Origin of the sequence: Nocardia asteroides, assembly GCF_021183625.1 — a bacterium.
In the GTDB taxonomy this organism is placed as follows: Bacteria; Actinomycetota; Actinomycetes; order Mycobacteriales; family Mycobacteriaceae; genus Nocardia; species Nocardia asteroides_A.
Genome location: NZ_CP089214.1, coordinates 3,374,985 through 3,399,371, shown reverse-complemented (window position 1 = coordinate 3,399,371; position 24,387 = coordinate 3,374,985). Strand labels below are relative to the sequence as shown.

The 24,387-nt window shown below is 71.6% G+C and carries 27 protein-coding genes; 12 read left to right on the top strand and 15 right to left on the bottom strand.

Annotated elements, in window-relative coordinates; translation table 11 throughout:
* Nucleotides 1-67: 67 nt before the first annotated feature.
* From LTT61_RS16175 to LTT61_RS16160, 4 genes are all read left to right on the top strand, one after another.
* Complete coding sequence (locus LTT61_RS16175; RefSeq protein ID WP_233020777.1) at nucleotides 68-358, top strand: hypothetical protein; 291 nt, start codon at nucleotides 68-70, stop codon at nucleotides 356-358.
* A gap of 47 nt (nucleotides 359-405) precedes the next feature.
* Nucleotides 406-885 carry a DUF4254 domain-containing protein gene (locus LTT61_RS16170; protein WP_233020776.1) on the top strand — a complete coding sequence of 160 codons (480 nt, stop codon included), beginning with the start codon at nucleotides 406-408 and terminating at the stop codon, nucleotides 883-885.
* Between the two features lie 31 nt (nucleotides 886-916).
* Complete coding sequence (locus tag LTT61_RS16165; protein WP_233020775.1) at nucleotides 917-1,609, top strand: type IV toxin-antitoxin system AbiEi family antitoxin domain-containing protein; 693 nt, start codon at nucleotides 917-919, stop codon at nucleotides 1,607-1,609.
* A gap of 68 nt (nucleotides 1,610-1,677) precedes the next feature.
* The gene (locus tag LTT61_RS16160; RefSeq protein ID WP_233020774.1) at nucleotides 1,678-2,592 is read left to right on the top strand and encodes a nucleotidyl transferase AbiEii/AbiGii toxin family protein; all 915 of its coding nucleotides are present in this window, start codon (nucleotides 1,678-1,680) and stop codon (nucleotides 2,590-2,592) included.
* Here LTT61_RS16160 and LTT61_RS16155 read toward each other — a convergent pair.
* The 4 genes from LTT61_RS16155 to LTT61_RS16140 form a co-directional block, all read right to left on the bottom strand.
* Nucleotides 2,561-3,499, bottom strand: coding sequence for a PfkB family carbohydrate kinase (locus LTT61_RS16155; RefSeq protein WP_233020773.1), 939 nt, complete (start codon nucleotides 3,497-3,499; stop codon nucleotides 2,561-2,563). The two genes, LTT61_RS16160 and LTT61_RS16155, sit on opposite strands and share 32 nt — an antisense overlap.
* Before the next feature lie 51 nt (nucleotides 3,500-3,550).
* Complete coding sequence (locus LTT61_RS16150) at nucleotides 3,551-4,225, bottom strand: nicotinamide mononucleotide transporter family protein (protein ID WP_233020772.1); 675 nt, start codon at nucleotides 4,223-4,225, stop codon at nucleotides 3,551-3,553.
* A gap of 45 nt (nucleotides 4,226-4,270) precedes the next feature.
* Nucleotides 4,271-5,287 (bottom strand): XdhC family protein, encoded by a 1,017-nt coding sequence (locus LTT61_RS16145; protein ID WP_233020771.1) that lies wholly within the window; start codon nucleotides 5,285-5,287, stop codon nucleotides 4,271-4,273.
* A 319-nt stretch (nucleotides 5,288-5,606) separates the two neighbouring features.
* On the bottom strand, nucleotides 5,607-6,758 hold the full coding sequence (locus LTT61_RS16140; protein WP_233020770.1) for an alpha/beta hydrolase family protein: 1,152 nt from the start codon (nucleotides 6,756-6,758) through the stop codon (nucleotides 5,607-5,609).
* 428 nt (nucleotides 6,759-7,186) lie between these two features.
* On the opposite strand from LTT61_RS16140, the gene aceA reads away from it, so the two are divergent.
* From aceA to metE, 3 genes are all read left to right on the top strand, one after another.
* The gene (gene aceA, locus LTT61_RS16135; RefSeq protein WP_233020769.1) at nucleotides 7,187-8,476 is read left to right on the top strand and encodes an isocitrate lyase; all 1,290 of its coding nucleotides are present in this window, start codon (nucleotides 7,187-7,189) and stop codon (nucleotides 8,474-8,476) included.
* Between the two features lie 172 nt (nucleotides 8,477-8,648).
* Nucleotides 8,649-9,515 (top strand): 3-hydroxybutyryl-CoA dehydrogenase, encoded by an 867-nt coding sequence (locus LTT61_RS16130; RefSeq protein WP_269821893.1) that lies wholly within the window; start codon nucleotides 8,649-8,651, stop codon nucleotides 9,513-9,515.
* A gap of 139 nt (nucleotides 9,516-9,654) precedes the next feature.
* Nucleotides 9,655-11,979: a 5-methyltetrahydropteroyltriglutamate--homocysteine S-methyltransferase gene (gene metE / locus LTT61_RS16125; RefSeq protein ID WP_233020768.1), complete on the top strand. Its 2,325-nt coding sequence runs from the start codon at nucleotides 9,655-9,657 to the stop codon at nucleotides 11,977-11,979.
* 4 nt (nucleotides 11,980-11,983) lie between these two features.
* Here metE and LTT61_RS16120 read toward each other — a convergent pair whose 3' ends face one another.
* Nucleotides 11,984-13,159, bottom strand: a complete 1,176-nt coding sequence (locus tag LTT61_RS16120; RefSeq protein WP_233020767.1) for an AI-2E family transporter — start codon at nucleotides 13,157-13,159, stop codon at nucleotides 11,984-11,986.
* 190 nt (nucleotides 13,160-13,349) lie between these two features.
* Nucleotides 13,350-14,402, bottom strand: a complete 1,053-nt coding sequence (locus LTT61_RS16115) for an NAD(P)-dependent alcohol dehydrogenase (protein ID WP_233020766.1) — start codon at nucleotides 14,400-14,402, stop codon at nucleotides 13,350-13,352.
* A gap of 117 nt (nucleotides 14,403-14,519) precedes the next feature.
* On the opposite strand from LTT61_RS16115, the gene LTT61_RS16110 reads away from it, so the two are divergent.
* A complete protein-coding gene (locus tag LTT61_RS16110) occupies nucleotides 14,520-15,626 on the top strand; it encodes a S1C family serine protease (protein WP_233020765.1) in 1,107 nt (368 codons plus the stop codon).
* Between the two features lie 4 nt (nucleotides 15,627-15,630).
* On the opposite strand, the gene LTT61_RS16105 is transcribed toward LTT61_RS16110, so the two are convergent.
* The 3 genes from LTT61_RS16105 to LTT61_RS16095 form a co-directional block, all read right to left on the bottom strand.
* Nucleotides 15,631-16,197, bottom strand: a complete 567-nt coding sequence (locus LTT61_RS16105; RefSeq protein WP_233020764.1) for a vitamin K epoxide reductase family protein — start codon at nucleotides 16,195-16,197, stop codon at nucleotides 15,631-15,633.
* Nucleotides 16,194-16,937, bottom strand: coding sequence for a DsbA family protein (locus tag LTT61_RS16100; RefSeq protein ID WP_233020763.1), 744 nt, complete (start codon nucleotides 16,935-16,937; stop codon nucleotides 16,194-16,196). The genes LTT61_RS16105 and LTT61_RS16100 overlap by 4 nt, the downstream gene beginning before the upstream one ends.
* A gap of 150 nt (nucleotides 16,938-17,087) precedes the next feature.
* Nucleotides 17,088-17,279 (bottom strand): excalibur calcium-binding domain-containing protein, encoded by a 192-nt coding sequence (locus LTT61_RS16095; protein WP_233020762.1) that lies wholly within the window; start codon nucleotides 17,277-17,279, stop codon nucleotides 17,088-17,090.
* Between LTT61_RS16095 and LTT61_RS16090 the strand changes: the two genes are divergently transcribed.
* Complete coding sequence (locus LTT61_RS16090; RefSeq protein WP_233020761.1) at nucleotides 17,269-17,910, top strand: hypothetical protein; 642 nt, start codon at nucleotides 17,269-17,271, stop codon at nucleotides 17,908-17,910. The two genes, LTT61_RS16095 and LTT61_RS16090, sit on opposite strands and share 11 nt — an antisense overlap.
* A gap of 148 nt (nucleotides 17,911-18,058) precedes the next feature.
* The gene (locus LTT61_RS16085) at nucleotides 18,059-18,487 is read left to right on the top strand and encodes a helix-turn-helix domain-containing protein (RefSeq protein ID WP_233020760.1); all 429 of its coding nucleotides are present in this window, start codon (nucleotides 18,059-18,061) and stop codon (nucleotides 18,485-18,487) included.
* Nucleotides 18,488-18,500: 13 nt separating this feature from the next.
* On the opposite strand, the gene LTT61_RS16080 is transcribed toward LTT61_RS16085, so the two are convergent.
* From LTT61_RS16080 to LTT61_RS16065, 4 genes are all read right to left on the bottom strand, one after another.
* Nucleotides 18,501-19,346 (bottom strand): polyphosphate kinase 2 family protein, encoded by an 846-nt coding sequence (locus LTT61_RS16080; RefSeq protein WP_233020759.1) that lies wholly within the window; start codon nucleotides 19,344-19,346, stop codon nucleotides 18,501-18,503.
* 30 nt (nucleotides 19,347-19,376) lie between these two features.
* Nucleotides 19,377-20,135: an ESX secretion-associated protein EspG gene (locus tag LTT61_RS16075; protein WP_233020758.1), complete on the bottom strand. Its 759-nt coding sequence runs from the start codon at nucleotides 20,133-20,135 to the stop codon at nucleotides 19,377-19,379.
* Nucleotides 20,132-20,755 (bottom strand): PPE domain-containing protein, encoded by a 624-nt coding sequence (locus LTT61_RS16070; protein WP_233020757.1) that lies wholly within the window; start codon nucleotides 20,753-20,755, stop codon nucleotides 20,132-20,134. The genes LTT61_RS16075 and LTT61_RS16070 overlap by 4 nt, the downstream gene beginning before the upstream one ends.
* A 143-nt stretch (nucleotides 20,756-20,898) precedes the next feature.
* Entirely contained in the window at nucleotides 20,899-21,279 is a 381-nt protein-coding gene (locus LTT61_RS16065; protein WP_233020756.1) for a hypothetical protein, read from the bottom strand.
* Nucleotides 21,280-21,429: 150 nt separating this feature from the next.
* On the opposite strand from LTT61_RS16065, the gene LTT61_RS16060 reads away from it, so the two are divergent.
* Nucleotides 21,430-22,221, top strand: coding sequence for a GntR family transcriptional regulator (locus LTT61_RS16060; protein WP_233020755.1), 792 nt, complete (start codon nucleotides 21,430-21,432; stop codon nucleotides 22,219-22,221).
* Nucleotides 22,222-22,327: 106 nt separating this feature from the next.
* Complete coding sequence (locus LTT61_RS16055) at nucleotides 22,328-22,507, top strand: hypothetical protein (protein WP_233020754.1); 180 nt, start codon at nucleotides 22,328-22,330, stop codon at nucleotides 22,505-22,507.
* Here the strand turns inward: LTT61_RS16055 and LTT61_RS16050 are convergent.
* Together LTT61_RS16050 and LTT61_RS16045 are read right to left on the bottom strand one after the other, a co-directional pair.
* A complete protein-coding gene (locus tag LTT61_RS16050) occupies nucleotides 22,504-23,136 on the bottom strand; it encodes a class I SAM-dependent methyltransferase (protein WP_233020753.1) in 633 nt (210 codons plus the stop codon). The two genes, LTT61_RS16055 and LTT61_RS16050, sit on opposite strands and share 4 nt — an antisense overlap.
* Entirely contained in the window at nucleotides 23,133-24,386 is a 1,254-nt protein-coding gene (locus tag LTT61_RS16045; RefSeq protein WP_233020752.1) for a saccharopine dehydrogenase family protein, read from the bottom strand. The genes LTT61_RS16050 and LTT61_RS16045 overlap by 4 nt, the downstream gene beginning before the upstream one ends.
* Nucleotide 24,387 lies beyond the last annotated feature (1 nt).

Below are 24,387 nucleotides of genomic sequence, written 5' to 3'. Positions count from 1 at the left end.
CCGTCGGCGACCGGGGGAGAGCAAGGGGTTAGGGGCTATGTCCGTACATGTCATCGATGGTCACTGGATGGTGACCGAACGAAGTAGACATCAGGCCAGGCGCGTGGCGGAGGACGGCTGGGTCGTCTCGTATCTGCGCGGGCGCACACTCACCACCGAGCAGGCGACGGCCGCCATGCGCACCGTCGAGGAGCTGGCGACGCTGCAGGGGCTGACCTCGCTGCTCGGCCTCACCACGCTGGAGGCGGTCACCCTCGCCATCAACGAATTGCCATGGGAGAAGGGGCGTCGGGGCGAGCCGGGCCGCCGATTCGGCTGGTCATCGGTCGCGAGGCCACTCCAGGGGGCGGCGAGATGAAGCATGTGGTTCTGCCTGCCAAAGATGTTCTACTGCTCGCCTGTCGAGTGGAGCCCCGCGACGACCACCCCCTGCTCCGCGGCATCCACCTACTGGCCGGGCTGCACGAGCGCCGACTGCGCGAGGACGTGGACGCGACCCACTTCCACGCCGGGCGCCAGACCATCGCCCTCACCATCGACCACTGGGTCGCCACCGAGCTCCCCGTCCCGCGCGGCGGCGCCCGCATGCACACCGAAACCCTCGGCTCCGTCCTCGACCGCCTGGCCCAGCACTGCGCCCTCGCGCACGCCGCCCTCTCCTCCGCCCCGAAGGGGCAGGTGCACGAGGCATGGGAACTTCTCGCCGAACTCGCCCTCGGCTACCAGGACCTCGCCGTCGACCTCACCGCCGGCGCCCGCCGCCTCCCCGATTCCTTCATGACGGATCTCGGACACGCCGTCCGCCGCCGCCGGGGCATCGACAGTCAGCGCGTCGTACCGCTGGGTCACCACCGCGGTGCATCAATAATTTCCCTTAGTGCGTAATTTTCGATGTCTTCATTCTTACAATTGACGCATGCGAAGCGATCAGGGCTGGCTCCTCGCCCTCGCGGATATCGCCACTACGCAGTGGGGGCTCCTGACTGCCGCGCAGGCGGGCGAGGTCGGAGTATCCGTCCAACAGCTGAAGCGGCTCGCGGACAGCGGCCTGCTGGAGCGGCTCCGGCACGGCGTGTACCGCCTCTACGGCACCCCAGAGTCACCGGAAGATCTGATGCGCGCCGAGTGGCTGGCGTTCGAGCCGGCGCGAAGAGCCGGAGATCGGATCGCCGACGAGGTGCCGCTCGGGGTGGTGTCCCACCGGTCGGCCGCCCGCCTGCTTGGACTCGGCGACCTCGACGCGGACCTGTACGAGTTCACTGTGCCGCGTCGACGGGGGACCAGGAGCCGCGAGGTCGGACTGCACGTGGCCGAGCTACTCCCGGCGGACTGGCGGCTGGCGCACGGGTTGCCGGTCACCCGGCCGCTGCGCACGGTCATCGATCTGGCCGAGGCGCGAATCGACGGCGGTCACCTGGCCGTGATCGTGCGCGACGCCATTCTCGGCGGCGACACCACCCGCGCCGAGCTGGCGCAACACCTGCGCCCCTTCGCGCACTACTACGGCGTCTCCCTGGGAGCGGGGCGGCTGCTCGTCGACTCCTTCATCCGCGTGGCCGGCGTGCCCGCGGGCGCGGGCGACCTGCTTCGAACGCCCGACCCCCCTTAGCGACCGAGCGAGAGCGACAGTGCACAGTGACCCAGAAGTATCTGTCCGACAACGGGTTCCGTGCAGCATTGAACCATCGCATCCAGGCGCGCGCCCGCGCGGTCACCCGCCCTTCGGCGGAGCTGCGCCGCGAGTTCTTCATGCAGCGCTTGCTCGCCCGGGTCTTCGCCGACCCGGCCGCACCCTGGGTCTTGAAGGGCGGCGCGGGGCTGCTGGTACGGCTGCCGGGAGCGCGCAGCAGCGAAGATGTAGACCTGTTGCACCCGCGCGCCGTCGACCTGGAGCAGGCCTTCGTCGAGCTACGCGCCATCGTCTCGACGGCGAGTTCGCTGGACCGGATCACCTTCCGGCTGGAGATAGGGCAGCGCCGGGTCCGGGAGGGTGACTCGGACGTCTGGAAGCTGCGTGCGACGCCCTACCTGGGAGCGGCGGCCCTGCAACACTTTCCGATCGACCTCACCGCCGGAGCGGTCCCGATCGGAGTGATCGATCGCATCGAACCGATCCCGGTGGTGGAGATTCCCGACGTGGTCCCACCGCCGCCGTTCGCCTGCTACCCGCTCGCCGATCAGATCGCCGACAAGCTCGCCGCCATGTACGAGTACCACGGCCCACGCCGGGAATCCTCGACACGATGGCGGGACCTGGTCGACCTCGTACTCCTCATCCGCCGCTTCCCCTTCGACGCCGCCACCACCCTGCTCGTCCTGGCCGAACAGCCCGCTCGCCGGCCGGACCTCGACCTGCCTGCCACCGTGCGTTCGCCCGCTCCGGCCTGGGAGCAGGGCTATCGCGCCCTCGCCCGGCGGACCACGCTCCCGGCCGAGCTGCACACCCTCACCAGCGCGCTGGAGCAGCTCGGCCGCTGCCTGAACCCGCTGCTCGACGGCACGGTCACCGGAGGCACCTGGAACCCGGTGTGCGGGACATGGGAGCCCCTCGAACCGGAGCTCAGGGCAGCGGCGACGGCTCGGCTTCGGTGACGACCACCTCGGACAAGACCCGCTCCCGCAACGCCCGATCGATCTCCCCGGCAGCCGGAACGACGACCGCGGCAGCGGAGGTGGCGACGGCGTCGGTGAGCAGGGTGGGCCAACCGGGGGACGGGGTGTGCGAGAGGGCGGCGATGATCGCGGCGGTGGCGGCATCGCCCGCACCGGTCGGGTTGCCCGCGGGTGGGTCGGGGAGCCGGGCCCACCAGCATCCGTCGGGGGTGCGGGCAACCAGGTCGGCGGGGCCGCGGACGGCGACGACGCCCGCGGCCCCGCCCGCGATCAACCGCTCGGTGGCGGGGAGCAGCGCGTCGAGGTCGCCGCTGCCTCCGGTCAGGTCGGAGAAGCTGCCGCAGAGCACGACGCCGGGCACTCGGGCGGCCAGCCGCAGCGCTTCGCCGCTGAGGTCGCAGACGGTGGGGACGCCCGCCTCGATGGCCGCGGCGGCGAGTTCGGCGGGCAGGGTGTCCTCGATGCCGATCGGCAGGGTTCCGGCGATCACCAGCCCGGTGCTGCCGGGAAGCAGGCCCCGGATGCGGACCGAGAGCTGGTCGGCGGCGTGCGGATTGGAGACCCGCGCGCCGGGCTCGGCGAATTCGGTGGCGGTGCCGTCGGCGGATTCGCCGATCATCAGGGTGCGCCGGACCCAGGGGAGTGCGAGCACGAAATCGTTCGGCAGCTCCAGCTCGGCGGCGGCGGCGAAGGCGTGATCGGCGAAACCGGTGGCCTTGGCGTAGCGGCCGAGCTGGTTCAGCACCCGCGTGACGTTGACCCCCTTGCCCCCGATGCGCTGCTCCACCGAACTCACCCGGTGGGCCCCGCCGCGCTCCAGCCGCTCCACCCGATAGGTCGTGTCGTACGCGGGACTCATTGTCACGGTGAGGATCACGTCATCCACTCTGCACGCCTGGGCAGCGGGCGCAAGCGGGAAGCGCCGCCGACCGGCGAATCAGCCCGCTCCGGCCGCGGCATTGGCGAGCGGGGTCACCGCCGGGCGCATGCTGCGCACCCACACGACGAAGCCCCACACCACGAACCCGGCGTACACCAGGTAAAGCACCGCGGACGGGTAGTACCCGGCCTTCAGCAGCAGCGGCACGCCGACCAGATCGACCCCGATCCAGATCAGCCAGAACTCCGCCAACCCGCGCGCCATCCCGTAGGTGGCGAGCACCGAGCCGGTGAAGATCCACGCCTCGGCCAGCGGCCCGTACGAGCCGATCCGCGCGAAGAGCAGCGCGAACGCTCCCGTTCCGACCAGCATCGCGAGCACGAGCAGCGCCCGCTCCCGCCCGGTCGCCCAGCGCGGCAGCACCGCGGGCGCCCCGCTGCCCCGGCTCCGGTACCAGCGCCACCACCCGTACACCCCGACCGCGAGGAACACCAGCTGCCGCCCGGCCTGCCCGGCCATGTTCACCTGCTGCGGCGTGTTGAAAACGCCGCCGACGAACACCGTGAACAGCAGCCCGTTTCCGATGATCCCGACCGGCCACGCCCACACCCGGCGCCGCATGCCGCCGACGGCCGAGGCCAGCCCGAAGCCGTTGCCGATGATCTCGCGCCACAGGATCGCGGAGCCGCCGATGTGCAGCTCTGCCTCCAGCAGCGTGCTCAGTGGGTTCACCCCGGGTGCAACCACCCCGGGGCGCCGAACCATCCGCGCCCGGCGCTACCCGCTCAGCCCGACGGCGGCCCGCTCCGACCACGAGGAGCGCCGCTCCGCCTGCCCGCCGCGGGCGGCGAGCAGCTCGGCGGTGATGAAGACCGCGGTCTCGGCCGGGTTCCGCGCGCCCATGGTGAGCCCTGCCGGGATGTGCAGCTTGGCCAGCGTGCGCTCGTCGAACCCGCCCGCGCGCAGATCGTCCAGCCTGCGGCCGTGCGCGGTGGCGGAGCCGAGCGCCGCCAGGTAGCCGAGCTCGGGCAGCCGGAGCGCGACGGTGAGCAGCGGAATCTCGAACTTGGGCTCGTGCGCGAGCACGACGATGCCGGTGTCGCTCTCGATCTCGCCCTGCGCGGCCAGGGTGTTCAGGTAGCGGTGCGGCCAGTCGCAGACCACCTCGGCGCCGGGGAACGACTCCGGCACCGCGAACTCCGGCCGGGAATCGCAGATCGTCACCCGGCAGCCGATCAGCCTCGCCTGCGCGGTGAGCGCGGCGGCGTAGGCGTTCGCACCGAAGACGATCAGCCGCGGCGGCGGCGAGAACGACGAAACGAAGACGTCCGACTCCGGGAGCGCGACCAGCTCGGTGGCGTGCTTCTTGTCGGTGATCAGGTGCTGCCCGATGACGTCCGGGTCCGGATTCCAGACCACCGTGAAGACGGTGACCCGCCGGTGCGCGGCGATCTCCGCGGCTACCGTCGGAAACTCGGGGAAGGTCCATCGGGAGAAGGGCTCGATGAAGATGTCGACGGTCTCGTCGCCGTCCGAGGCGGTCTCCACCCCGGAGAGCACATCGAACCGGTGCAGTGCCCGATGCCCGGTTCTGGTCGCGCGCAGCGCCCCCTCGAAAACCGCCTCCTCCAACCGGCCGGAGGCGATCGATCCGAATACACCCCCCTCCGGATCGATCAGCGTGGCGGCCCCCACCGGCAACGAGGTGGAGCCGACAGCGCGCACGATGGTGGCCAGTCCGCCGGTCCGGCCCGAATGCCAGACCCGCAGCAGGTCGTCGACGATGTCGCGCATCAGCTTGCTCCGATCAGCGTGCGGCCGCGGGCGGGCGATCGTGATCGACACCCGTCCCCAAGTCGTCGCACGTGACGCACACCATATCGTCCCCACGGGACAAATAGGGGCGAGCTCCGGAAACTCTTCGCGGCCCCCCGCGCGGGGTTCGACCGGCATTGTGTTCGAGCACAGTCCGGCGTTCGGAGTAACACATCTTCGCGACGCTATTCGAGTGTGATTGCGCCCGGGTTACGGGCGGTGAGCCGGGGGCTGTCACCGGACCGTCGCGGCCCCCGCTGCGGGGTTGCTCGGTGGTAGCGGGCGGCTATGGGTTCGGTCAGCCGGCGAAGAGCTCGCGGACGAACGGCGTGGAATCCGGGAGGGAGGCGTTCACAGTTCCGCTGTGGTCGTCGAGGTAGGTGTGCAGCCGGATCGGCTCGCCCTTCGCGGCGGTGACGGCGGCCCAGCGCAGCGCCTGCGGGGTCACCACGTCGGTGTCGTAGAGCCCCTGGCCGATGAAGAGCGGGCGGTCGTAGCCGGACTCCGGCAGCCCGAACTGGCGGGCCAGCACACCGAAGGCATCCGGCAGGCTCGCGAGCGGCCGCGCGAACAGGTCACCGATGGCGACGCCGCGCAGTTCCTCGGAGAAGGGCTCGATGCAGGTGCTGCCCGCGCGCGCGAGCCAGCTCCTGCCCTCGTCGGTGAGCAGCCCCGCGATATCGAGCTCGGGGTGGGTCTGGCGCAGCCCGTCGAGCACGTAGAGCACGTAGGCGGTGAGGTGGCTGCCGAGCGGGACCGGCGGCACGTTCGGGCCGAGCGCGAGGAACACCTCCTCGAGGTAGGCGGGCAGCCCGGTGGCGACGGCGCCGCGGTAGTCGAGCTCGGACCCGCCGAACTCGGTGGCGTAGCGCGCGGTGAAGACCGCGGCTCCGCCGCCCTGCGACTGGCCGACCACGGCCCAGCGATTGGACAGCTCCGGGTAGCGGGTGTGCGCGGCGCGCACCGCGTCCACCACGTTGTGCGCCGCAACCCGGCCGTTCAGGTACGGATGCGCACCGGGAACGCCGAGCCCGGCGTAGTCGGCGGCGACCACCGCGTAGCCCTGCGCCAGCCAGGCGCCGAGGTAGGAGCGGTCGCGCTCGACCGCCGACGGGCCGCCGACGCTGTACGCGCAGTCGTCGCCGAGGCCGACGGTGCCGTGCGCCCAGGCGATCACCGGCCAGCCGCCGTCGGGCGCGGTCCCGGCCGGGAAGTAGATCGCCGCGCTCGCCGTCGCGGGCGCCTCGCCGACGGTGCTGCTCCGGTAGAGGAGCCGGGCGGTGCTCGCGGCCCCCGGCATCGCGGCCGCCGCGGGCAGCGGCTCGACCGAGAGCGGCGTGCCAGCCGCCGGCTGCGCGGCGGCGGGGCCGGCGGCGAGGGTGGCGGCGCAGGCGAGCGCGCAGGCGCTCGCGGCGAGTGCGCGCACCGGCGCGGTCCAGGGGTTGCGCATCGTGCTCCTGTCCGGTGGATCTCGCCGCGGCGACGATCCGCCGCGGATACCCGCCCGAGTCTGCCGCACAGCGGGCGCGGGCGCGCACCGCGCTGTGAAGGTGCTCACAGTGCGGGAGCGGGACCCCACGACTCGGTCGAACCGCCCGCCGCGCCAAACAGTACGAGCGTTACGCTGAAACCGCACGTCAGACCTACCGTTGGGTAGCTTCGCTCTTTGCAATCGAGCGGCTAATTTCGCAGGCTTAACAGATGGCCTCGCAAAGCTAGCTCGAATTCACAATAACTACAGGTAGACGCAAGTTTTGCGATGTGCAATCGTGTGGAAGTACACCCCCAGGGCATAGCAAGCCTGTAAAGCGACTCGCCAGCAGATCGAACGGCTAGCCCGTACCGGCGAGTACCAACAGACGAGAAAGTGGAGTAGAGATGTCGACCACCGGCACCCCGAAGACCGCTGCGGAAATCCAGCAGGACTGGGACACCAACCCGCGCTGGAACGGCGTCACCCGTAACTACACCGCGGACCAGGTGGTGAAGCTGCAGGGCACCGTCGTCGAGGAGCACACCCTCGCCCGCCGCGGCTCCGAGATCCTCTGGGATCTCGTCACCAACGAGGACTACATCAACTCGCTCGGCGCGCTCACCGGCAACCAGGCCGTGCAGCAGGTGCGCGCCGGCCTCAAGGCGATCTACCTCTCCGGCTGGCAGGTCGCAGGCGACGCGAACCTCTCCGGCCACACCTACCCGGACCAGAGCCTCTACCCGGCCAACTCGGTGCCGCAGGTGGTGCGCCGGATCAACAACGCGCTGCTGCGCGCCGACGAGATCGCCAAGGTCGAGGGCGACAACACCGTCGGCAACTGGCTCGCCCCGATCGTGGCCGACGGCGAGGCCGGCTTCGGCGGCGCGCTGAACGTCTACGAGCTGCAGAAGGCCATGATCGCGGCCGGCGTCGCCGGCTCGCACTGGGAGGACCAGCTGGCCTCGGAGAAGAAGTGCGGCCACCTCGGTGGCAAGGTGCTCATCCCGACCCAGCAGCACATCCGCACCCTGACCTCGGCCCGCCTCGCGGCCGACGTGGCAGGCGTGCCGACCGTGGTCATCGCCCGCACCGACGCCGAGGCCGCGACCCTGCTGACCTCCGACGTGGACGAGCGCGACCGCGAGTTCCTGGACGGCACCCGCACCGCCGAGGGCTTCTACGGCGTGAAGAACGGCATCGAGCCCTGCATCGCCCGCGCCAAGGCGTACGCGCCCTACTCCGACCTGATCTGGATGGAGACCGGCGTGCCGGATCTCGAGGTCGCCAAGCGGTTCGCCGAGTCGGTGCGCAGCGAGTTCCCCGACCAGCTGCTCGCCTACAACTGCTCGCCCTCCTTCAACTGGAAGGCGCACCTGGACGACGCGACCATCGCGAAGTTCCAGAAGGAGCTCGGCGCGATGGGCTTCAAGTTCCAGTTCATCACGCTGGCCGGCTTCCACTCGCTCAACTACGGCATGTTCGACCTGGCGCACGGCTACGCCCGCGAGGGCATGACCGCCTTCGTCGACCTGCAGGAGCGCGAGTTCAAGGCCGCCGAGGAGCGTGGCTTCACCGCCATCAAGCACCAGCGCGAGGTCGGCGCCGGCTACTTCGACAGCATCGCCACCACCGTCGATCCGAACACCTCGACCGCGGCCCTCAAGGGCTCGACCGAGGAAGGCCAGTTCCACTGAGCTGCGCCCCGGGAACGCTCAGTTCCCTTGCAGGGGTTCGGGATTCGTAGAATCCCGAAGTCGATCCTCTACCCCGGGTAGGGGGTGTACCGCCCTCCCCGCCGAACAGCCCCGGCGGGGAGGGCATCCCTATACCTTGAAGACGTCGCCACACAACCAGCAGGAGCGGGACGTGAGCAGCAGCGAGAAGATCCAACGCGTGGGTATTATCGGCGCCGGCCAGATGGGTGCTGGTATCGCCGAGGTGTGCGCGCGGGCGCACGTCGATGTCCTGGTGTACGAGCAGACCAGGGAGCTGGCCGCCGCCGGTCGCGCGCGCATCCTGCGCTCGCTGGATCGCGGCGTGAGCAGCGGCAAGATCACCGAGCGGGAGCGCGAGCAGACCGCGTGGCGGCTGCGCTTCACCTCCGACCTCGGCGACTTCGCCGACCGCCAGCTCGTGGTCGAGGCGGTCCTGGAGGACGAGCAGGTCAAGACCGCCATCTTCGCCGACCTGGACAAGGTCGTCACCGACCCGGACGCGGTGCTCGCCTCCAACACCTCGTCCATCCCGATCATGAAGATCGCCGTCGCCACCGCCAACCCCGAGCGCGTCGTCGGCATGCACTTCTTCAACCCGGTCCCGGTGTTGCCGCTGGTCGAGCTGGTGACCACGCTCAAGACCAGCCCGCCGGTGACCGCCCGCGCCGAGGCGTTCGCCGCCGACGTGCTCGGCAAGCAGGTGGTGCGCTCGTCGGACCGCTCCGGCTTCGTCGTCAACGCGCTGCTCGTCCCGTACCTGCTCTCCTCGATCCGCATGGTGGAGTCCGGTTTCGCCACCAAGGAGGATGTGGACAAGGCCATGGTGCTCGGCTGTGCCCACCCGATGGGGCCGCTCGCCCTGACCGATCTGGTCGGGCTCGACACCGTGAAGTCGATCGCCGATTCGATGTACGCCGAGTTCAAGGAGCCGCTGTACAGCGCCCCGCCGCTGCTGATGCGTATGGTCGAGGCGGGTCTGCTCGGGAAAAAGACCGGCGCGGGCTTCTACCAGTACTGATTTGCCGCGCCTCCGCGCGGCGGGTTCGCGGCCCTTCGGGGGCTCGCCGGGCCGCGAACCGTGCGCGTAGCGTCAGCGGGGGACCGCACCACCTTGTGACTACCGCCGCGCTGCGGCAGAGCAACTCCGGGAGTTTCGCATGGTCAACGTGTCCGATGGCTTCGGGTCGAGTGTCCTGGGCTACCCCAGGATCGGCGCCCACCGGGAACTCAAGCGGGCCCTGGAGTCGTACTGGCGGGGATCGCTCACCCGCGACGAGCTGATCACGACCGGCCGCGACATCCAGGAGCGGCAGTTCGCCGAGCTGGCCGCGACCGGGCTCACCCAGGTGCCGGGCAACACCTTCTCCTTCTACGACCACGTGCTGGACAACGCGCTGCTCTTCGGCGCGGTCCCGCGCCGCTTCGAGCAGGAGCGCAAAGACCTGCACCCGCTCGACTTCTACTTCCTGATGGCGCGCGGCAGGCCGGACCTGCCCCCGCTGGAGCTGGTCCGCTGGTTCGGCACCAACTACCACTACCGCCAGCCCGAGCTGGACGCCGACACCGAGTTCTCGCTGCACCCCGAGTACCTGCTCGACGAGTGGGACCGGGCGATCGCGCGCGGCATCGAGCTGCGCCCGGTGGTGCTCGGCCCGGTCTCGCTGCTGCTGCTCGCCAAGGCCGGGCACGTGCCCGGCGAGCCCGAATTCGACACGCTGAGCCTGCTCGACCGGCTGCTCCCGTTCTACGAGGAGCTCTTCGAGCTGCTGGCCAAGCGCGGCTCCACCTGCGTGCAGCTGGACGAGCCGTGCTTCACCGGCGAGCGCAGCCCCGCGGAGCTGGCCGCCTTCGAGCACGCCTACCAGCGGCTTTCCAAGGCGCCGCTGCGCCCGCGCATCCTGGTGACCGGGCAGTACGGCAACTTCGGCGAGGCGCTGCGGATCCTGGCGCGCTCCGGCGTCGAGGCCATCGGGCTCGACCTGGCCACCTACCGGATCACCCCCGAGGAGCTGGCCGCGGTGCCCGGCATCCGGCGCAAGCGGCTCTACGCGGGCGTGATCAGCGGGCTCAATGTCTGGCGTGCGGACCGCTACGTCACCCTGACGTATCTCCAGGAGCTGGCGAAGGTCTGCCCGGACCTGGTGGTCTCCACCGGGACGACGCTGCTGCACGTGCCCTACGACGTGCTCGCCGAGTACGACATCGAGGGCAATGTGGCCGACCGGCTCGCCTTCGCGAAGCAGAAGGTCGGCGAGGTCGTCTCGCTGGCCAGGGCGCTCACCGAGGGGCCGTCGGACAAGTGGCGCAAGCGCCCCACCGAGGTGCACTTCAAGCAGAAGCACGCGGTGCGCCAGCGGGTCTACGCCATCACCCCGGACATGCGCGTCCGCGAGCCGTACGCGGTGCGCCGCGAGGCCCAGCAGGAGGCGCTGAACCTCCCGCCGGTGCCCGCCACCACGCTCGGCTCCTTCCCGCAGACCGCCCGGCTGCGGCAGGCGCGGCACGACCTCGGCGCGGGCAAGATCTCCTACGAGGAGTACCGCAAGCAGGTCGAGGCCGAGATCGAGGCCACCATCCGGCTACAGGAAGACATCGGCCTGGACGTGCTCGTGCACGGCGAGCACGAGCGCAACGACATGATCCAGTACTTCGCCGAGCTGCTCGACGGCTTCGCGACCACCCGCTTCGGCTGGGTCCAGGTCTACGGCTCGCGCTGCGTGCGCCCGCCGATCGTCTACGGCGACGTCTCCCGGCCGGGGCCGATGTCGGTGGAGTGGACCAGCTACGCGCAGTCGCTCACCGACCGCCCGGTCAAGGGCATGGTGACCGGCCCGGTGACCATGCTCGCCCGCTCCTTCGTGCGCCAGGACCAGCCGCTCTACGAGACCGCCGACCAGGTCGCGCTCGCCATCCGCGACGAAGTCGCCGATCTGGAGCGCGCGGGCATCAAGATAATCCAGGTCGACGAGCCCGCCATCCGCGAGCTGCTCCCGGCCCGCCCCGAGGGCCGCCCCGAGTACCTGCGCTGGGCCGTCGCCGCCTTCCGCCTCGCCACCTCCGGCATCCGCCCGGAGACCCAGATCCACACGCACATCGGCTACTCCGGCCGCGCCGAGGTGGTGCAGGCGATCGAGGAGCTCGACGCCGACGTCACCGCCATCATCTCCACCCGCTCCATCGACTGGGTGATCGACGCCCTCGCCGAGGACTACGCCACCGGCAACGGCCTCAGCCACGGCGTCGGCCCCGGCGTCTACGAGAGCCGCTCCGCCCGCATCCCGGACATCGACGAGCTCGACGAGCAGCTCACCGCCGCCGCCGCTGCCGTCGGCGCGGAGCGGCTCTGGGCCAATCCGGACGGCGGGCTGAAGACCAGGCACTACTGGCAGCTCGACCCCTCGCTGCGCAACCTGGTCGCCGCGGCGCGGCGGGTGCGGCGGCGGGTGCTCGCCGAGCGGGCGGAGCCGGTCACGGCGGGCTGAGCGCTCACGGTTTCGGGTTGCGCCGCTCCCGCAGGAGGTCGGTGAGGCGGGTGCGGAGTTTGCGGGCGGGGGCGGGGGCGAGGCCGGCTTCCGGGCGCACCTCGTAGCGGCGGATGTAGGCGCCGGCGAAGCCCTGCACCGTCGCGGTGACCGGAATGGCGAGCAGGGCGCCGGTGGGGCCGAGCAGCGCGGCGCCGGCGAGGACGGCGCCGAAGGCGACGGCGGGGTGCATGTCGAGGGTGGTCGCGGTGATCCGCGGTTGCAGGACGTAGTTCTCGAACTGCTGGTAGAGCACGATGAAGCCGAGCAGCCAGAGCGCGGTGCCCGGGCCGTAGACCAGCGCGACGATCACGGGGAGTGCGCCCGCCAGGTAGGTGCCGACCGTCGGCACGAACTGCGAGACCACGCCGACCCAGAGCGCGAGCGCGAAGGCCGACGGCACGTCGAGGACGCGCATGGCGACGTAGTGCGCGAGCGTCGAGGCCAGGGCGAGCAGGCCGCGCGAGTAGATGTAGCCGCCGGTCTTCTCCACGGCGATGTCCCACGCGCGCAACACGTGTGACTGCTTGGCGGGCGGAAGCAGTGAGCAGACCGCGTGCCGGAAGCGCGGCCCGTCGGCGGCGAAGTAGAAGGTGAAGAGCAGGATTCCGAGGCCCTGGAAGAGCACGCCGACGGCGGTGGCGCCGATGCCCCAGACATTGCCGGCCAGCCCGACCAGGTACCCCTCGGCGGTGGAGCTCCACTCGGTGGCGTACTTCTGGATGTCGGTGCCGGAGAGGTTCTGGTGGAAGGTGTGGTTCACCCAGTCCACCACCTGGTCGGCGTAGTCCGGCGCGTTCTGCACCAGCGTCGTCGCCTGCGCGACCAGCAGCGCGCCCAGCGTCCAGCCGAAGCCGATCACGATGGCGAGCAGCGCCAGGAACACCAGCCCGGTCGCCGGGCCGCGCCGGAAGCCGCGCGCGGCCAGCCAGTTCACCGCCGGTTCGATGGCGAAGGCCAGGAACAGCGAGACCAGCAGCAGCGTCAGCAGCCCCTGCAGCTTCTGCAGCGCCCAGAACCCGGCGATCAGCCCGGCGATGGTCGCGGCCCCGAGCAGGAACGCGCGCAGCAGCCAGGGTGGGGGCTCGGCGGGGTCGGGTTCGACGGTGTCGCCGCTCTCCGGCGTCTGCTCAGCGGCCACAGCGCCGAAGGTACCGGTTAGCCGCGCGCCGCCGCGCACAGGCGGGTGGCGAGCGCCGCCCAGATCGCCGGATCGGTGGCCCAGAAGTTGTGCCCGACCCCGGGCAGCTCCTCGAACGCGCCGCGCGGAACCAGCGCGGTCAGCTGCCGCAGCGGCCAGGCCGGGCGGATGTCGTCGGCGGTGACCTCGCTCAGATGGTGCCCGCGTCGATGACGAAGCGGTACTGCACGTCGCTGGCGACGACCCGGTCGTAGGCGGCGTCGATCTCGTCGGCGGAGATCAGCTCGATCTCCGCGCCGATCCCGTGCTTGGCGCAGAAGTTCAGCATCTCCTGGGTCTCGGCGATGCCGCCGATCATCGAGCCGGAGAGCGAGCGGCGGTAGCTGGCGAGCAGGAAGGGGCGGATACTCGCCGGGTTCTCCGGGAGGCCGAGCGCGACGAGCGTGCCGTCCACCTTCAGCAGCTTGAGGTAGTTGTCGAGCGGGAGGTCGGCGGAGACGGTGTTGATGATCAGGTCGAAGCGGTTGCGCAGGTCCTTGAAGGTCTGCTTGTCGGCGGTGGCGTAGTAGCCGGTGGCGCCGAAGCGGAGCCCGTCGTCGCGCTTGCGCAGTGATTGGCTGAGCACCGTCACCTCGGCGCCGAGCGCGGCGGCGATCCGCACGCCGACGTGCCCGAGCCCGCCCATGCCGATGATGGCCACCTGTTTGCCCGGCCCGGCGTTCCAGTGCCGCAGCGGCGAGTAGGTGGTGATGCCCGCGCAGAGCAGCGGGGCGGCGACGTCGAGCCCGATGCCATCCGGGATGGCGAGCACGAAGTTCTCGGTGACGACGATCTGCGTCGAGTAGCCGCCGAGCGTCACCCCGCCCGGCTGCACCGTCTCGTCGACGGGGGTGTTGTAGGTCATCACGGGGCCGCGCTCGCAGTACTGCTCGTTGCCGTCCAGGCAGGGGGCGCAGCGGCCGCAGGAGTCGACCATGCAGCCGACGCCGACCCGGTCACCGACGCCGTGCGTGGTGACCGCCGAGCCGACCGCGGCCACGATGCCCGCGATCTCGTGGCCCGGCACGCAGGGGTATTTGGCGCCGCCCCACTCGTTGCGCGCGGTGTGGATGTCGGAGTGGCAGATGCCGGCGTACTTCACGTCGATCAGGACGTCGTGCGGACCGAGGTCGCGGCGCTCGATCGTGACCTTCTCGAACGGGCCCTCGGGGCCGGACACGGCATAGGCGGCAGCGGTGCTCATGCGTACATGCCTACCGTCGCATGCCGGGGTTTGCCAACCGGCCGCCCAGCTCGCCGGGTGCGAACCGCCGCCTGCGGCCACAATGGAGGTTTCGAGCCGGCCGGAGATGGGACGACCATGGACGACGGATGGCAGCCGCGCGACCCCGAACGCGGCGGCGGGCGCGGCGCCGCGCTGCTCTTGGTGGTGGCGCTGGCCGTCGCCGGATTCCTCGGTTTCCGCGCCGACCTGCTCGACGCCTTCACCGGGCCGGAGCGGGTGCCCGCCGAGGTCGCGCCGCCCGCGCCGCCGCTCGACCCGGCGGTGGTGGCCGCCACGGTCGGCCCCGCACTGGTCAACATCGCGGTCACGCTGCGGCCGTTCGGCGCCGCGGCGGCCGGCTCCGGCATCGTGCTCGGCGCGGACGGCGAGGTGCTCACCAGCCACCATGTCGTCAAGGGCGCGGAGACGGTGCTGGTCACCGATGTGGGGACGGGTGTGGAGTACTCGGCGGAGGTGCTCGGCTACGACGCCACCGCGGACATCGCGCTGCTCGCGCTCACCGGCGCGGGCGGGCTGCCGACCGCGCGGCTCGGCTCGTCGGCCCGGCTGCGGCTGCGCGACGAGGTGCTCGCGCTCGGCAACGCGGGCGGCGTCGGTGGGACGCCGACCGCGGTCGCCGGGCGGATCACCGATCTGAACAGCACGATCGTCGCGCAGAACGCCGCCGACCTCTCCCGGCTCGCGCTGCGCGGCATGGTCGAGGTGGCGGCGGCGGTGACGGCGGGGCAGTCCGGCGGGGCGCTGGCCGACCGCAACGGCGACGTGGTCGGGGTGATCACCGCGGCCTCGGGGCAGGGCGGCGAGCCGGTGCCCGCCGGGCGGGCGCCGAACGGGTACGCGGTGCCGATCGACAGGGCCATGACCGTTGTCGAGCAGATCCGCGCCGGGGTGTCGGCGGGGACGGTGCACGTCGGCCCCACCGCGACGCTCGGGGTGCTGATCTCCGACGCGGCGGACGGCGCCCGGCTGGACGTGGTGCTCTACGGCACCCCGGCCTGGAACGCCGGGCTCGCCGACGGCAGCGTGGTGGTGGCGGTGGACGGCCGCCCGATCGCGAACGCGAAGGCCCTGCGCGCGGAGATCGACGCCAGGCGCCCGGCCGACGTGGTCCGGCTGGAGGTGCTGGAGAACGGCGGGCGCCGGGTCGTCGAGGCGGTGCTCGCGGAGAGCCCGCCGCGCTGAGCGGTCAGGCCAGCGAGAGCCAGTAGTCCTGGAAGCGCAGGAAGACCAGGACCAGCACGGTCGCGTAGAAGACCGCGACGAAGGTCCAGCGCCACTCGGCCAGGATCCGCAGCGGCCCCGCGGAGCTACCCCACAGCTGCTCGGTGACGACCGCGAGCAGCGGCGTGATGATCGCCCAGACCACCAGGCAGTACGGGCAGAGCGCGTTGATCCGGTACAGGCTCTGGAAGATCAGCCAGCCGACGAAGAGCAACCCGAGCAGGTTGCCGAGCCAGAGCCCGCCCCAGATCCAGCGCGGGAAGCTCACGCCCGCCACCGAGAGCAGGCCGAGCGTGACCACAACGGAGAAGCCGACCACGCCGATCAGCGGGTTCGGGAAGCCGAAGACCGCCGCCTGGTCGGTGGTCATCACCGAGCCGCAGGAGAGCACCGGGTTGAAGCTGCACGACGGCGTGTAGCCGGGGTCGGTGAACAACTTGAAGCGCTCGACGGTCAGCGCGACCGCCGCCAGCCAGCCGAGCAGGCCGCCGAGCAGCAGGATCCAGGCCGCCCGGGGCGGAGCCGCGGTCACTGCGCGGCGGTGATCGCGCCGGCAAGCTGGTCCGGGGTGACCTGGGTGCCGTTCACGAACACCGACGGGGTGGACTGCACGCCGCCGTTCAGGGTCTCGTCGGTGCGGGCGGCGACGTACTTGTCGTAGGTGCGGTCGGTGACGCACTGCTCGATCGCGGGGTCGGTGTAGCCGACGGTCCTGGCGATCTGCAGCAGCGAGGCGTCGGGCAGGCCGGCGGTGCCCTCGGCGGGCTGCTGGGCGTACATGGTCTTCAGCCAGCTCTGGAACTTGGCCGGATCGGTGCCGGCGACGCAGTAGGCGGCGTTGGCGGCGCGCGAGGAGTACTCGGTACTGGAGGCGCGGTCCAGGAAGGCGATGATGTTGTACTCGACGGCGGCGGTGCCGTTGCTCACCGCGTCTTCGAGGACCTGGCCGTACTGGGCCTCGAAGGCCTTGCAGGCGGGGCACTGCAGGTCGGCGACGAGGCGCACGGTGGTCTTCGCGTCGGGTTTGCCGATGCGGATGTAGCCGCTGTCGGTGATGGTGCCGGTGATGCCCGCGGGGTTCTGCGGGGCGGTGGCCGCGATGGTGGGGGTCGGCCCGTCATCGTTGTTCGCGGCGTTCTTGATCGCGATGCCGATGCCGATGGCGGCGACCAGTCCGACCAGTACGACGGCGACCGCGACCTGAATGAGGAGCTTGCGCTTGCGGTCGGCGCGCTCCGCTGCCGCCAGCGGATTGTTGCTTCCCTTGCTCACCGTGCGTTCACCACGCCTTTCGTCCGGCTTCCGATCGCTGCCGCACCGATCGTAGTGCCGCGTCGGGAACGCGGGCTGGGGGCATCGCGACCCATCCTGGCGCAGGGAGCTGAGAGTTTCCGAAGGCGGCGGGGTGCCTTCGGTCACCGGTCAGGTTTCGCAGGCGACTCCGTCGCCGTCGCGATCGAGGCTGCGGCTGTATCCCGGGTCGCCGCGGTGCAGGGGAGCGGCGCCAGCGGCCTTGGCCTCCTTGCAGCTGCTGTACGAGACCCGGGGGGCCGGGGGCGGCTGCGGTGCGTCGATCTGCGGTGGCGCGGGTACCGCGAGGGTGGTGGTCGGCACGATCACCACCGGGGGCGGGGCAGGTACCTGCGTGGTCGTCGTCGGTACCTGCGTCGTCGGCGCCGGTTGCGTGGTCGTCGGCGCCGGGCTGGTGGTCGTCGGCGTCGTGCTCGTCACCGATGTGGTGCTCGGTGCGGACGTGCTGCTCGGCGGCCGTGTGGTGCTCGCCGCCCGCGGCTGCGCCGCCTCACCCCCGCACCCCACCGCGGTCAGCACCGCGAGCCCGGCCAGCCCGATCCCGATCCCCCTGAGAGTCCCCATGCCGCGATCGTGGCATGTCGGCGAGCCCGTCGACGTCGTTCGCTTCCGCGATGCGGGCTACGCCCGGGAACCGGTCGGTATGGGTAGATGGTGTACCCCACATCGATCCTTGTTGATTGACAAGCATCGCGCTATCGTTGGGTTGTCAATCAACAAGGGGGAAGGTCTATGTGCGGTGGGGATAGACAGGCGAAAACTACTTGCGGCCCTCGAAAGGCAGGGCTTCGAGTACCGCGTGACCAGCAAGGGGCATATCCGGGTCTTCAAGGGTGGATCGCCTGTGACGACCTTCGCTGGAACACCCAGCGATCACCGCTCCTTCAAGAACGCGCTCGCTCCGCTCCGCAGGGCCGGATTCCTCTGGCCCTGAGATAGTCGCGCCGACGGATCGGGGGCAGGGCAGCCGCCGATCCGTCAGCAGTCCCTTCTCTCCGGCGATCATCACAACCCAGACCGACGCGAGACCGTCACCACCGCATCGCCGAGCGAGACGTGACCACACGGAAAGGACGCTGTCCATGGCTCGTAACCGCACTTTCAACGTCATTGCCGAACTCGCGGAGGCCGACTCCGACTCTGCTGCCGTTCAGTTGCTCACCGAATTCGCCGAGTTCCACGCTGCCCTGGCACACTCGGCATTCGGACGCACCGAATTGATCCTCACCATGGAGGCGCCTGATCTGACCTCCGCGACCTCTCGGGCACTGGCGGCGCTCGCAGCGTGGGAGGTCACCTCCATCCAGGCCATGCTGACCGATGACTTCGATCGGATGGCGGAGATGACGCTGCCCGCGCTGATGACCGTGACCGATGCCGCCACGGCGCTGGGGATCACCCGCACCCGGGTGCAGCAGCTCATCGACCAGGGCAAGCTCACCGCGCGGAAAGTAGGCAGCGCGTGGATTCTGCTGTCCGCAAGCGTCGCCGCACGCGATAAACACGCCTGATACGGCGGACCCCCTACGCCTTCTCCAACCTCTTCAACTGCTCGGCGACGTCGAACTGGGCCGGGGGCCAGTGCAGGTCGAGGGCGGTGAGGGCATCGATGAGGAGTTCGGTGACGGCGAGGCGGGAGTACCACTTGCGGTCGGAGGGGATGACGTGCCAGGGGGCCCGCTCGGTGCTGGTGCGGTCGAGCATGGCCTGGTAGGCGGCCTGGTACTGCGGCCAGAAGGCGCGCTCGTCGATATCGCTCGGATTGAACTTCCAGTACTTCTCCGGGCGCTGCAGCCGCTCGCGGAGCCGCTTCTTCTGCTCGTCGAGGGAGACGAACATGGCAACCTTGACGAGGGTGGTTCCCTCCGCCACCAGCTCGCGCTCGAACTCGTTGATCTCGTCGTAGCGCGGCTCCCACTCGGCGGGCGGGACGAGGTCGTGCACCCGGACCACGAGCACGTCCTCGTAGTGCGAGCGGTCGAAGACGCCGAGCTGGCCGCCGCGCGGCAGCGCCTTGCGGATCCGCCACAGGTAGTGGTGCCGCCGCTCCTCGGGGGTCGGCACGCCGAAGGAGGCGTGGTCGACGCCCTGCGGGTCGACCGAGCCGATCACGTGCCGCACGATGCCGCCCTTGCCTGCGGTGTCCATGCCCTGCAGGACGAGCAGCACATTGCGGTGGTCACCGGAGCGGCCGTTGGCGTAGAGCTTCTCCTGCAGCGCGGAGAGCACCCCGGTGCGCTCGGCGAGCAGCTGCTGCCCGGCGGCCTTGTCGCCGGAGAAGCCCGGCGTCGCCGAGGTGTCGAGGTCGGCGACGCGCAGGCCGTCGGCCCTGAGCGCTGCGGCGGCGGGTGTTGTCCAGTTCGGCGACATCTCCCACACCTACCACGCGGGCGGCCCCGCTCAGCGGATCTGGGCCAGCCGGGTCAGCTGCGCGGCGAACTCCGCGTCGTCGACCGGGGTCAGGGTGAGGTCGTGCGCGGTGGTGAGCAGGTATCGGCCGTCGCCGCTGAGATCGAGCCAGCTGCGGTGCCTGGTCGGCGGCGACATGGGGTCGTCCGGCGAGACGGTCACGGTGACGAAGCCGCGGCCGTCGACCGGGCGGCGCAGCATCTTCCGGAAGCGGGCCGCGCCCCCGTCCGGTTCGCCGGTGGGGTCCGCGCCGGGGCGGGCGCCGGAGCCGAAGGTCTCGGAGTGGCCGTGCAGCACGGCGTCCTGCGGTTCGCGCAGCGCCGGGTTCCGGCCCGCCCGGGCCGAGCCGATCAGCTGCACCAGCCGCTCGCCGAGCGTGCGGGCGTGGCACATGACCACCGTGACCTGCTTCGGGTCGGCGGCGAGGATGCTCGCGTGGTGGTGCACGACGGCGGCGTAGAGCAGGATGCGCTCGGTGTGCGGGGCGCTCCCGTTGTTGCGGCTGCGCACGGTGCGCTCGCCGGAGACGGTGACCGTGGTGGCGTCCGGGCGGGCGCAGACCATGAGCGCGGCGGCCAGATCCGGGTCGGCCTGCCGCGGGAACCGCTGCGGCAGCCGCAGCGCCGCGTGCTCGCGCTCGCTGCGCACGGTGCCCGCCGGCGCCATGTTGATGGGGTAGGGCCGCCGGTCCAGCCCGGTCTCGTTCTCCCAGACGTAGCTGAACTCGTCCGGGCCGAGCACCCACTTCACCGCGCGCCGTCCGGGCCCGCGGGTGGCGCGGCGAAGCGGGGGACCGCGTCGCCGGTGGCGGGCATGGTCGGGGTGTAGACGTGGGTCATGGTGTCCTGCGCGTCGGCCAGCGCGGTCGCCGCGAGCACCTCGTACTCCATGCGCCTGCGGCCGCCGTGCACCGCCTCGGCCACCGGGTCCGGGAGCGCCGGGTACTCCGGCGGCGGCACGATGGCGGCGCGGACCGTCTGCGCCGCTTCGGCATTCAGCTCCAGCAGCCGCTGGATGGTGCGGCAGACCTCGCTCGCCGTGATACCGGCGGCGGTGAACTCCCTCGTCGCGGTGGCCGCGGTGGCTGCCGACTGCCCCGACCAGCGGGCGAAGAGCGGCGCGGTGGCGTCGGCGAAGGACTGGAAGGCCTCGCCGAGCGCGTCCGCGGCGCCCTGCCAGCCGGTCGCGGCGCGGCCGAGCGCGGCGGGGTCGAGCTGCTCGTGCACCCGCTCCCAGATCTCCCGGTGCGGGTAGCCGGCGAAGCGCTCGCGGACCGGGGCGTAGGGCGGGTCGGTGGCGCCCGCGCCGCTCAGTGCGCGGCTGCGCACCCCGATGGCGTCGGCGGCGGCCCTGGCCGCGTGGTCGGCCACGGTGCCGCCTCAGTTCCCCGCCGCGGAGGTGGCGCCGGACCGCGCCCCGGCATCGCGGCCGGACGGCGGTCCGCCCGGCCGCGTCGCGGCGGGAACGCCGGGCGGTAACCCGTTCGGGCCAGCGACATTTCGATCGACACGGTTCACGATCTGCCTCCGGCCAGGGCGAAGGCCGCGCCCGCCGCCGCCTCGGCATCGGCGAAGCGGCGCCCCGCCGCCAGATACGCGGCCTTGTAGAACAGCGCCGTCTGCTGGAACGCGGTCACGGTGGCGAGGAACTCCTGCCCCTTGGCGCCGAACCCGCGCGCCAGCCCGCTGCCGGTGGGCAGGGCGGGGAAGCCGCGTACGGCGTCCAGCCCCTGCCCGCGCTCGGCGATCCGGCCCAGCTCGGCGATCAGGTTGTCGCAGGCGGCGGCGAGCCCGCTCGCGACATCCTCGTCCAGCGCGACGACGCCGGGGTCGCCCTCCCGCGCCGCGGCGTAGAGCGCACGCGCCGCCGACTGCCCGGTATCCGGAATCCCCATGTGCCCCACCCTTCTGGCGTTACCCCTGCTCATCCGCACTGTACCGGCGGGTATGCGCGGGTGGTCCACGGAAAACGCCGGTGCCGGGTGATCTGGCGCGCCGAGCCTGTCGCCTAGACTGGCGCCCGATCGCCGAGGGGGAGGGGAACCGTGAGCGAGGCTGCCGAAAATCCGGCGCTGCCCAAGTACCTGCAGATCGCCAGGCACTTCGCCGCCCGGATCGAGGAGGGCGAGCTGCCGCCGGGCGCCGAGGTGCCGTCGGAGCGGGAGCTGGCGGCGCAGTGGAGCGTGGCCCGGCTGACCGCCAACAAGGCGCTGCGCGAGCTGCGCAGGCTCGGGCTGATCGAAACGCGGCCGCAGTCCGGCAGTTTCGTGGTCGAGCGGGCGGTCGCGGCTATCGCACGGGACGAGCCGGGGCTACATCTGGGTTACCCAGCGGAGGGCTATCGCTGGCCCGCGCTCGGCGCCACCCCGGACGTGGTGGCCGATGCCGAGCCCGGCCTGGCGGGCGGCGCCGTCACCGACCCCGCCGTGCGGCTGCTGCGGGCCGGCGCCGAACCCGCGCCGGACTCGCTGCGCGCGGAGTTCCCCGACGGCACGCCGGTGGCGCGAATTCGCCTCGTGCGCGGCGGGTCCGGGGTCGCCGCGCTGGTGACCTCGTGGTTCGCGCCCGGCGTTGCCGCGCGGGCGCCACTGCTCGCACGGGCCGAGGCGCTGCCGGGCGGCTCCGGCCGGTACCTGGCCGAGGTGGCGGGAGTGCGGGTGGCCTTCGGCCACGACCGGGTCACCGCGCGGCTGGCGAGCGCCTTCGAACGCGAGCAGCTGAGCCTGCCCGACCCGGCCGCGGTGCTGGTGCGGCGCTCCGCCCGGCACACCGCCGACGGAGTGCTCGTCCGGGTGGACGACGTTGTCCAGCAACCGGACCGCTGGTTCGCGGCCTGACGCGCCGACGACACGCCGCCACCGCATTGACACCACCGGGGGCCTCGCTGGAACAATCCAAACGGGCTCTGGTGCAGCCCGTCCAAGGGGAGTGGGGAGGGGTGTCATGGTCGATCCATTGACCGGCGGCGGGTGGTTGATCGTCGATGAGCGATGCGTGGTCCGGCTCGGGCGCGCTGCCCGGCCGGAGCACGTGACCTTCGTCTTCGACGGCGGCGCAACCGAATTCGAGATCAGTTTCGCACCCGGCATCCTGCGTCGCATGCTGGAGTTGAGCGGCAACTAGGCGGGGCGGGTGGCGCTCACGTACTGCAGCAGCCGGTGCACCTGCTGGTCGATGTCGGTGAGGCCGTGCTCGGCGAAGAGCGCGGGGAAGGTCTCGGTGTCGAAGACGCGGAGGCCGCCCGCTCCGCCGACGGCGCTGCTCAGCGCGCCGAACCAGCCGGGGGTGCGGTGGCTGGTACTGATCGCGATGCGGCCGCCGGGGGCGAGGACCCGGATCATCTCGCGGGTGGCGCGGACGGGGTCGGGGATGAGGTAGAGCGCGCCGAAGCAGCAGACGGCGTCGAAGGTGCCGTCCGCGAAGGGGAGCGTGCGGGCGTCGCCGCGGACGTAACCGGCGCGGGGTGCGGAGTTGTCCCGGATCGCCTGCGCGAGCATGGGTTCGGAGTAGTCGAGGCCGATCACCCGGCCGTCGCCGGTGAGCTCGCGGCTCAGGTGCCTGGTGAAATTACCGGGGCCGCAGGCCAGGTCGAGCACCCGCTTGGGGCCGGAGAGCCGCAGCGTGCGCACCGCGTCGCGGCGGTCGGTGTCCATGCTGCGGCCGCTGGCCAGGTAGAACAGCGCCGGGCGCCACGCCCGCTCGTAGACGGCGGCGAGCGCGGGCGCGTTCATGGTGCGGCGGGCGAGATTCACCGGACCGGCTCGACCTCGATGGTCATCCCGGCATCGCGCAGCCGGTCGGTGAGCGCGTCGCCGATGGCGGCGGCGGGGGTGAGGATGCCGGTCAGCTCGCTCTGCTTCTCCCGGTCGAAGGCGAGCGCCAGCCCGGTCTCGGCGAACATCACCGCGGTCGCCTGGTAGCCGGGGTCGCCCTTGCCCTCGAAGGTGGCCAGGTAGGTGGTGCCGGAGGTGGTGTTCGCGTAGGTCTTCATCCGGAACCAGCCGTTCGCCCTGGTCTTTTCGCTGGGGCCGGTGCCGGGCGCGGGCAGCACGGTGTCGAGCATCTTGCGCCCCAGCGCGAAGCGGCTCAGCACGGCGGTGGTCGCCACGCCGGCCACGGTGCCGCCCGCGAGCGCCGCCGCGGCCACCGGGGCGAGCGGCGAGCGGCCCGCCGTCATCACCTCGCGGTACTTGAAGTTCTTGCCGTACACCCAGCCGAGCAGGCCGTTGCTGCGCCGCACGATCTTGGTGTTGTGCGCCGCCATCGCGAAGGTGCCGACCCAGCCGGGCAGCCCGGGGTGGATGCCGCTCGCGCGCTGCAGCGCCTGGTCGGTCTGCCTGCCGACCTTCGGCTCGCGATCGGTGTCCGGGCTCAGCGCGTACGGGTGGCTGAGCAGCCTCGCCTTGGCCGGGTCGGTCGCGACCTCCTCGACCATGGCGCGCAGCGAGTCGACGGTGCCGCCGCTGACCCCGCCCTTGACCGCGGCGATCAGGGTGACGTCGGTGAGCTCGCCGGTGTTGTCCGCGAGCGTCCGCTTGTACAGCTGGTACACGCTGAGATCGGAGGGCACCGAGTCGTAGCCGCAGGAGTTCAGGATCTTCGCGCCGCTGCCGACCGCGACGTCCTGGTACCGGTCGATGGCCTCGCGGACGAAGGGCACCTCGCCGGTCAGGTCGGCGTAGTGCGTGCCCGCGTGTGCGCAGGCCGCCACCAGCGGCATGCCGTAGCGCAGGTACGGCCCGACCGTGGTGAGCACGGCGGTGGTCCTGGCGACCATGGCGTTCAGCGTGGACGGGTCGTTCACGTCCGCCTCGATCAGCTCCCACTCCGCCGCGACCGGCCCGAGCCCGCTCCGCACCTGCTCCAGCTTGCCCCTGGTGCGCCCGGCCAGCCCGATCCGCGCGCCCGCGGGCGCCGCCCCGGTCAGGTACTCGGCGATGATCTTGCCGACGAAGCCGGTCGCGCCGAAGAGGACGAGGTCGAGTTCACGGGTCTCGGGCATG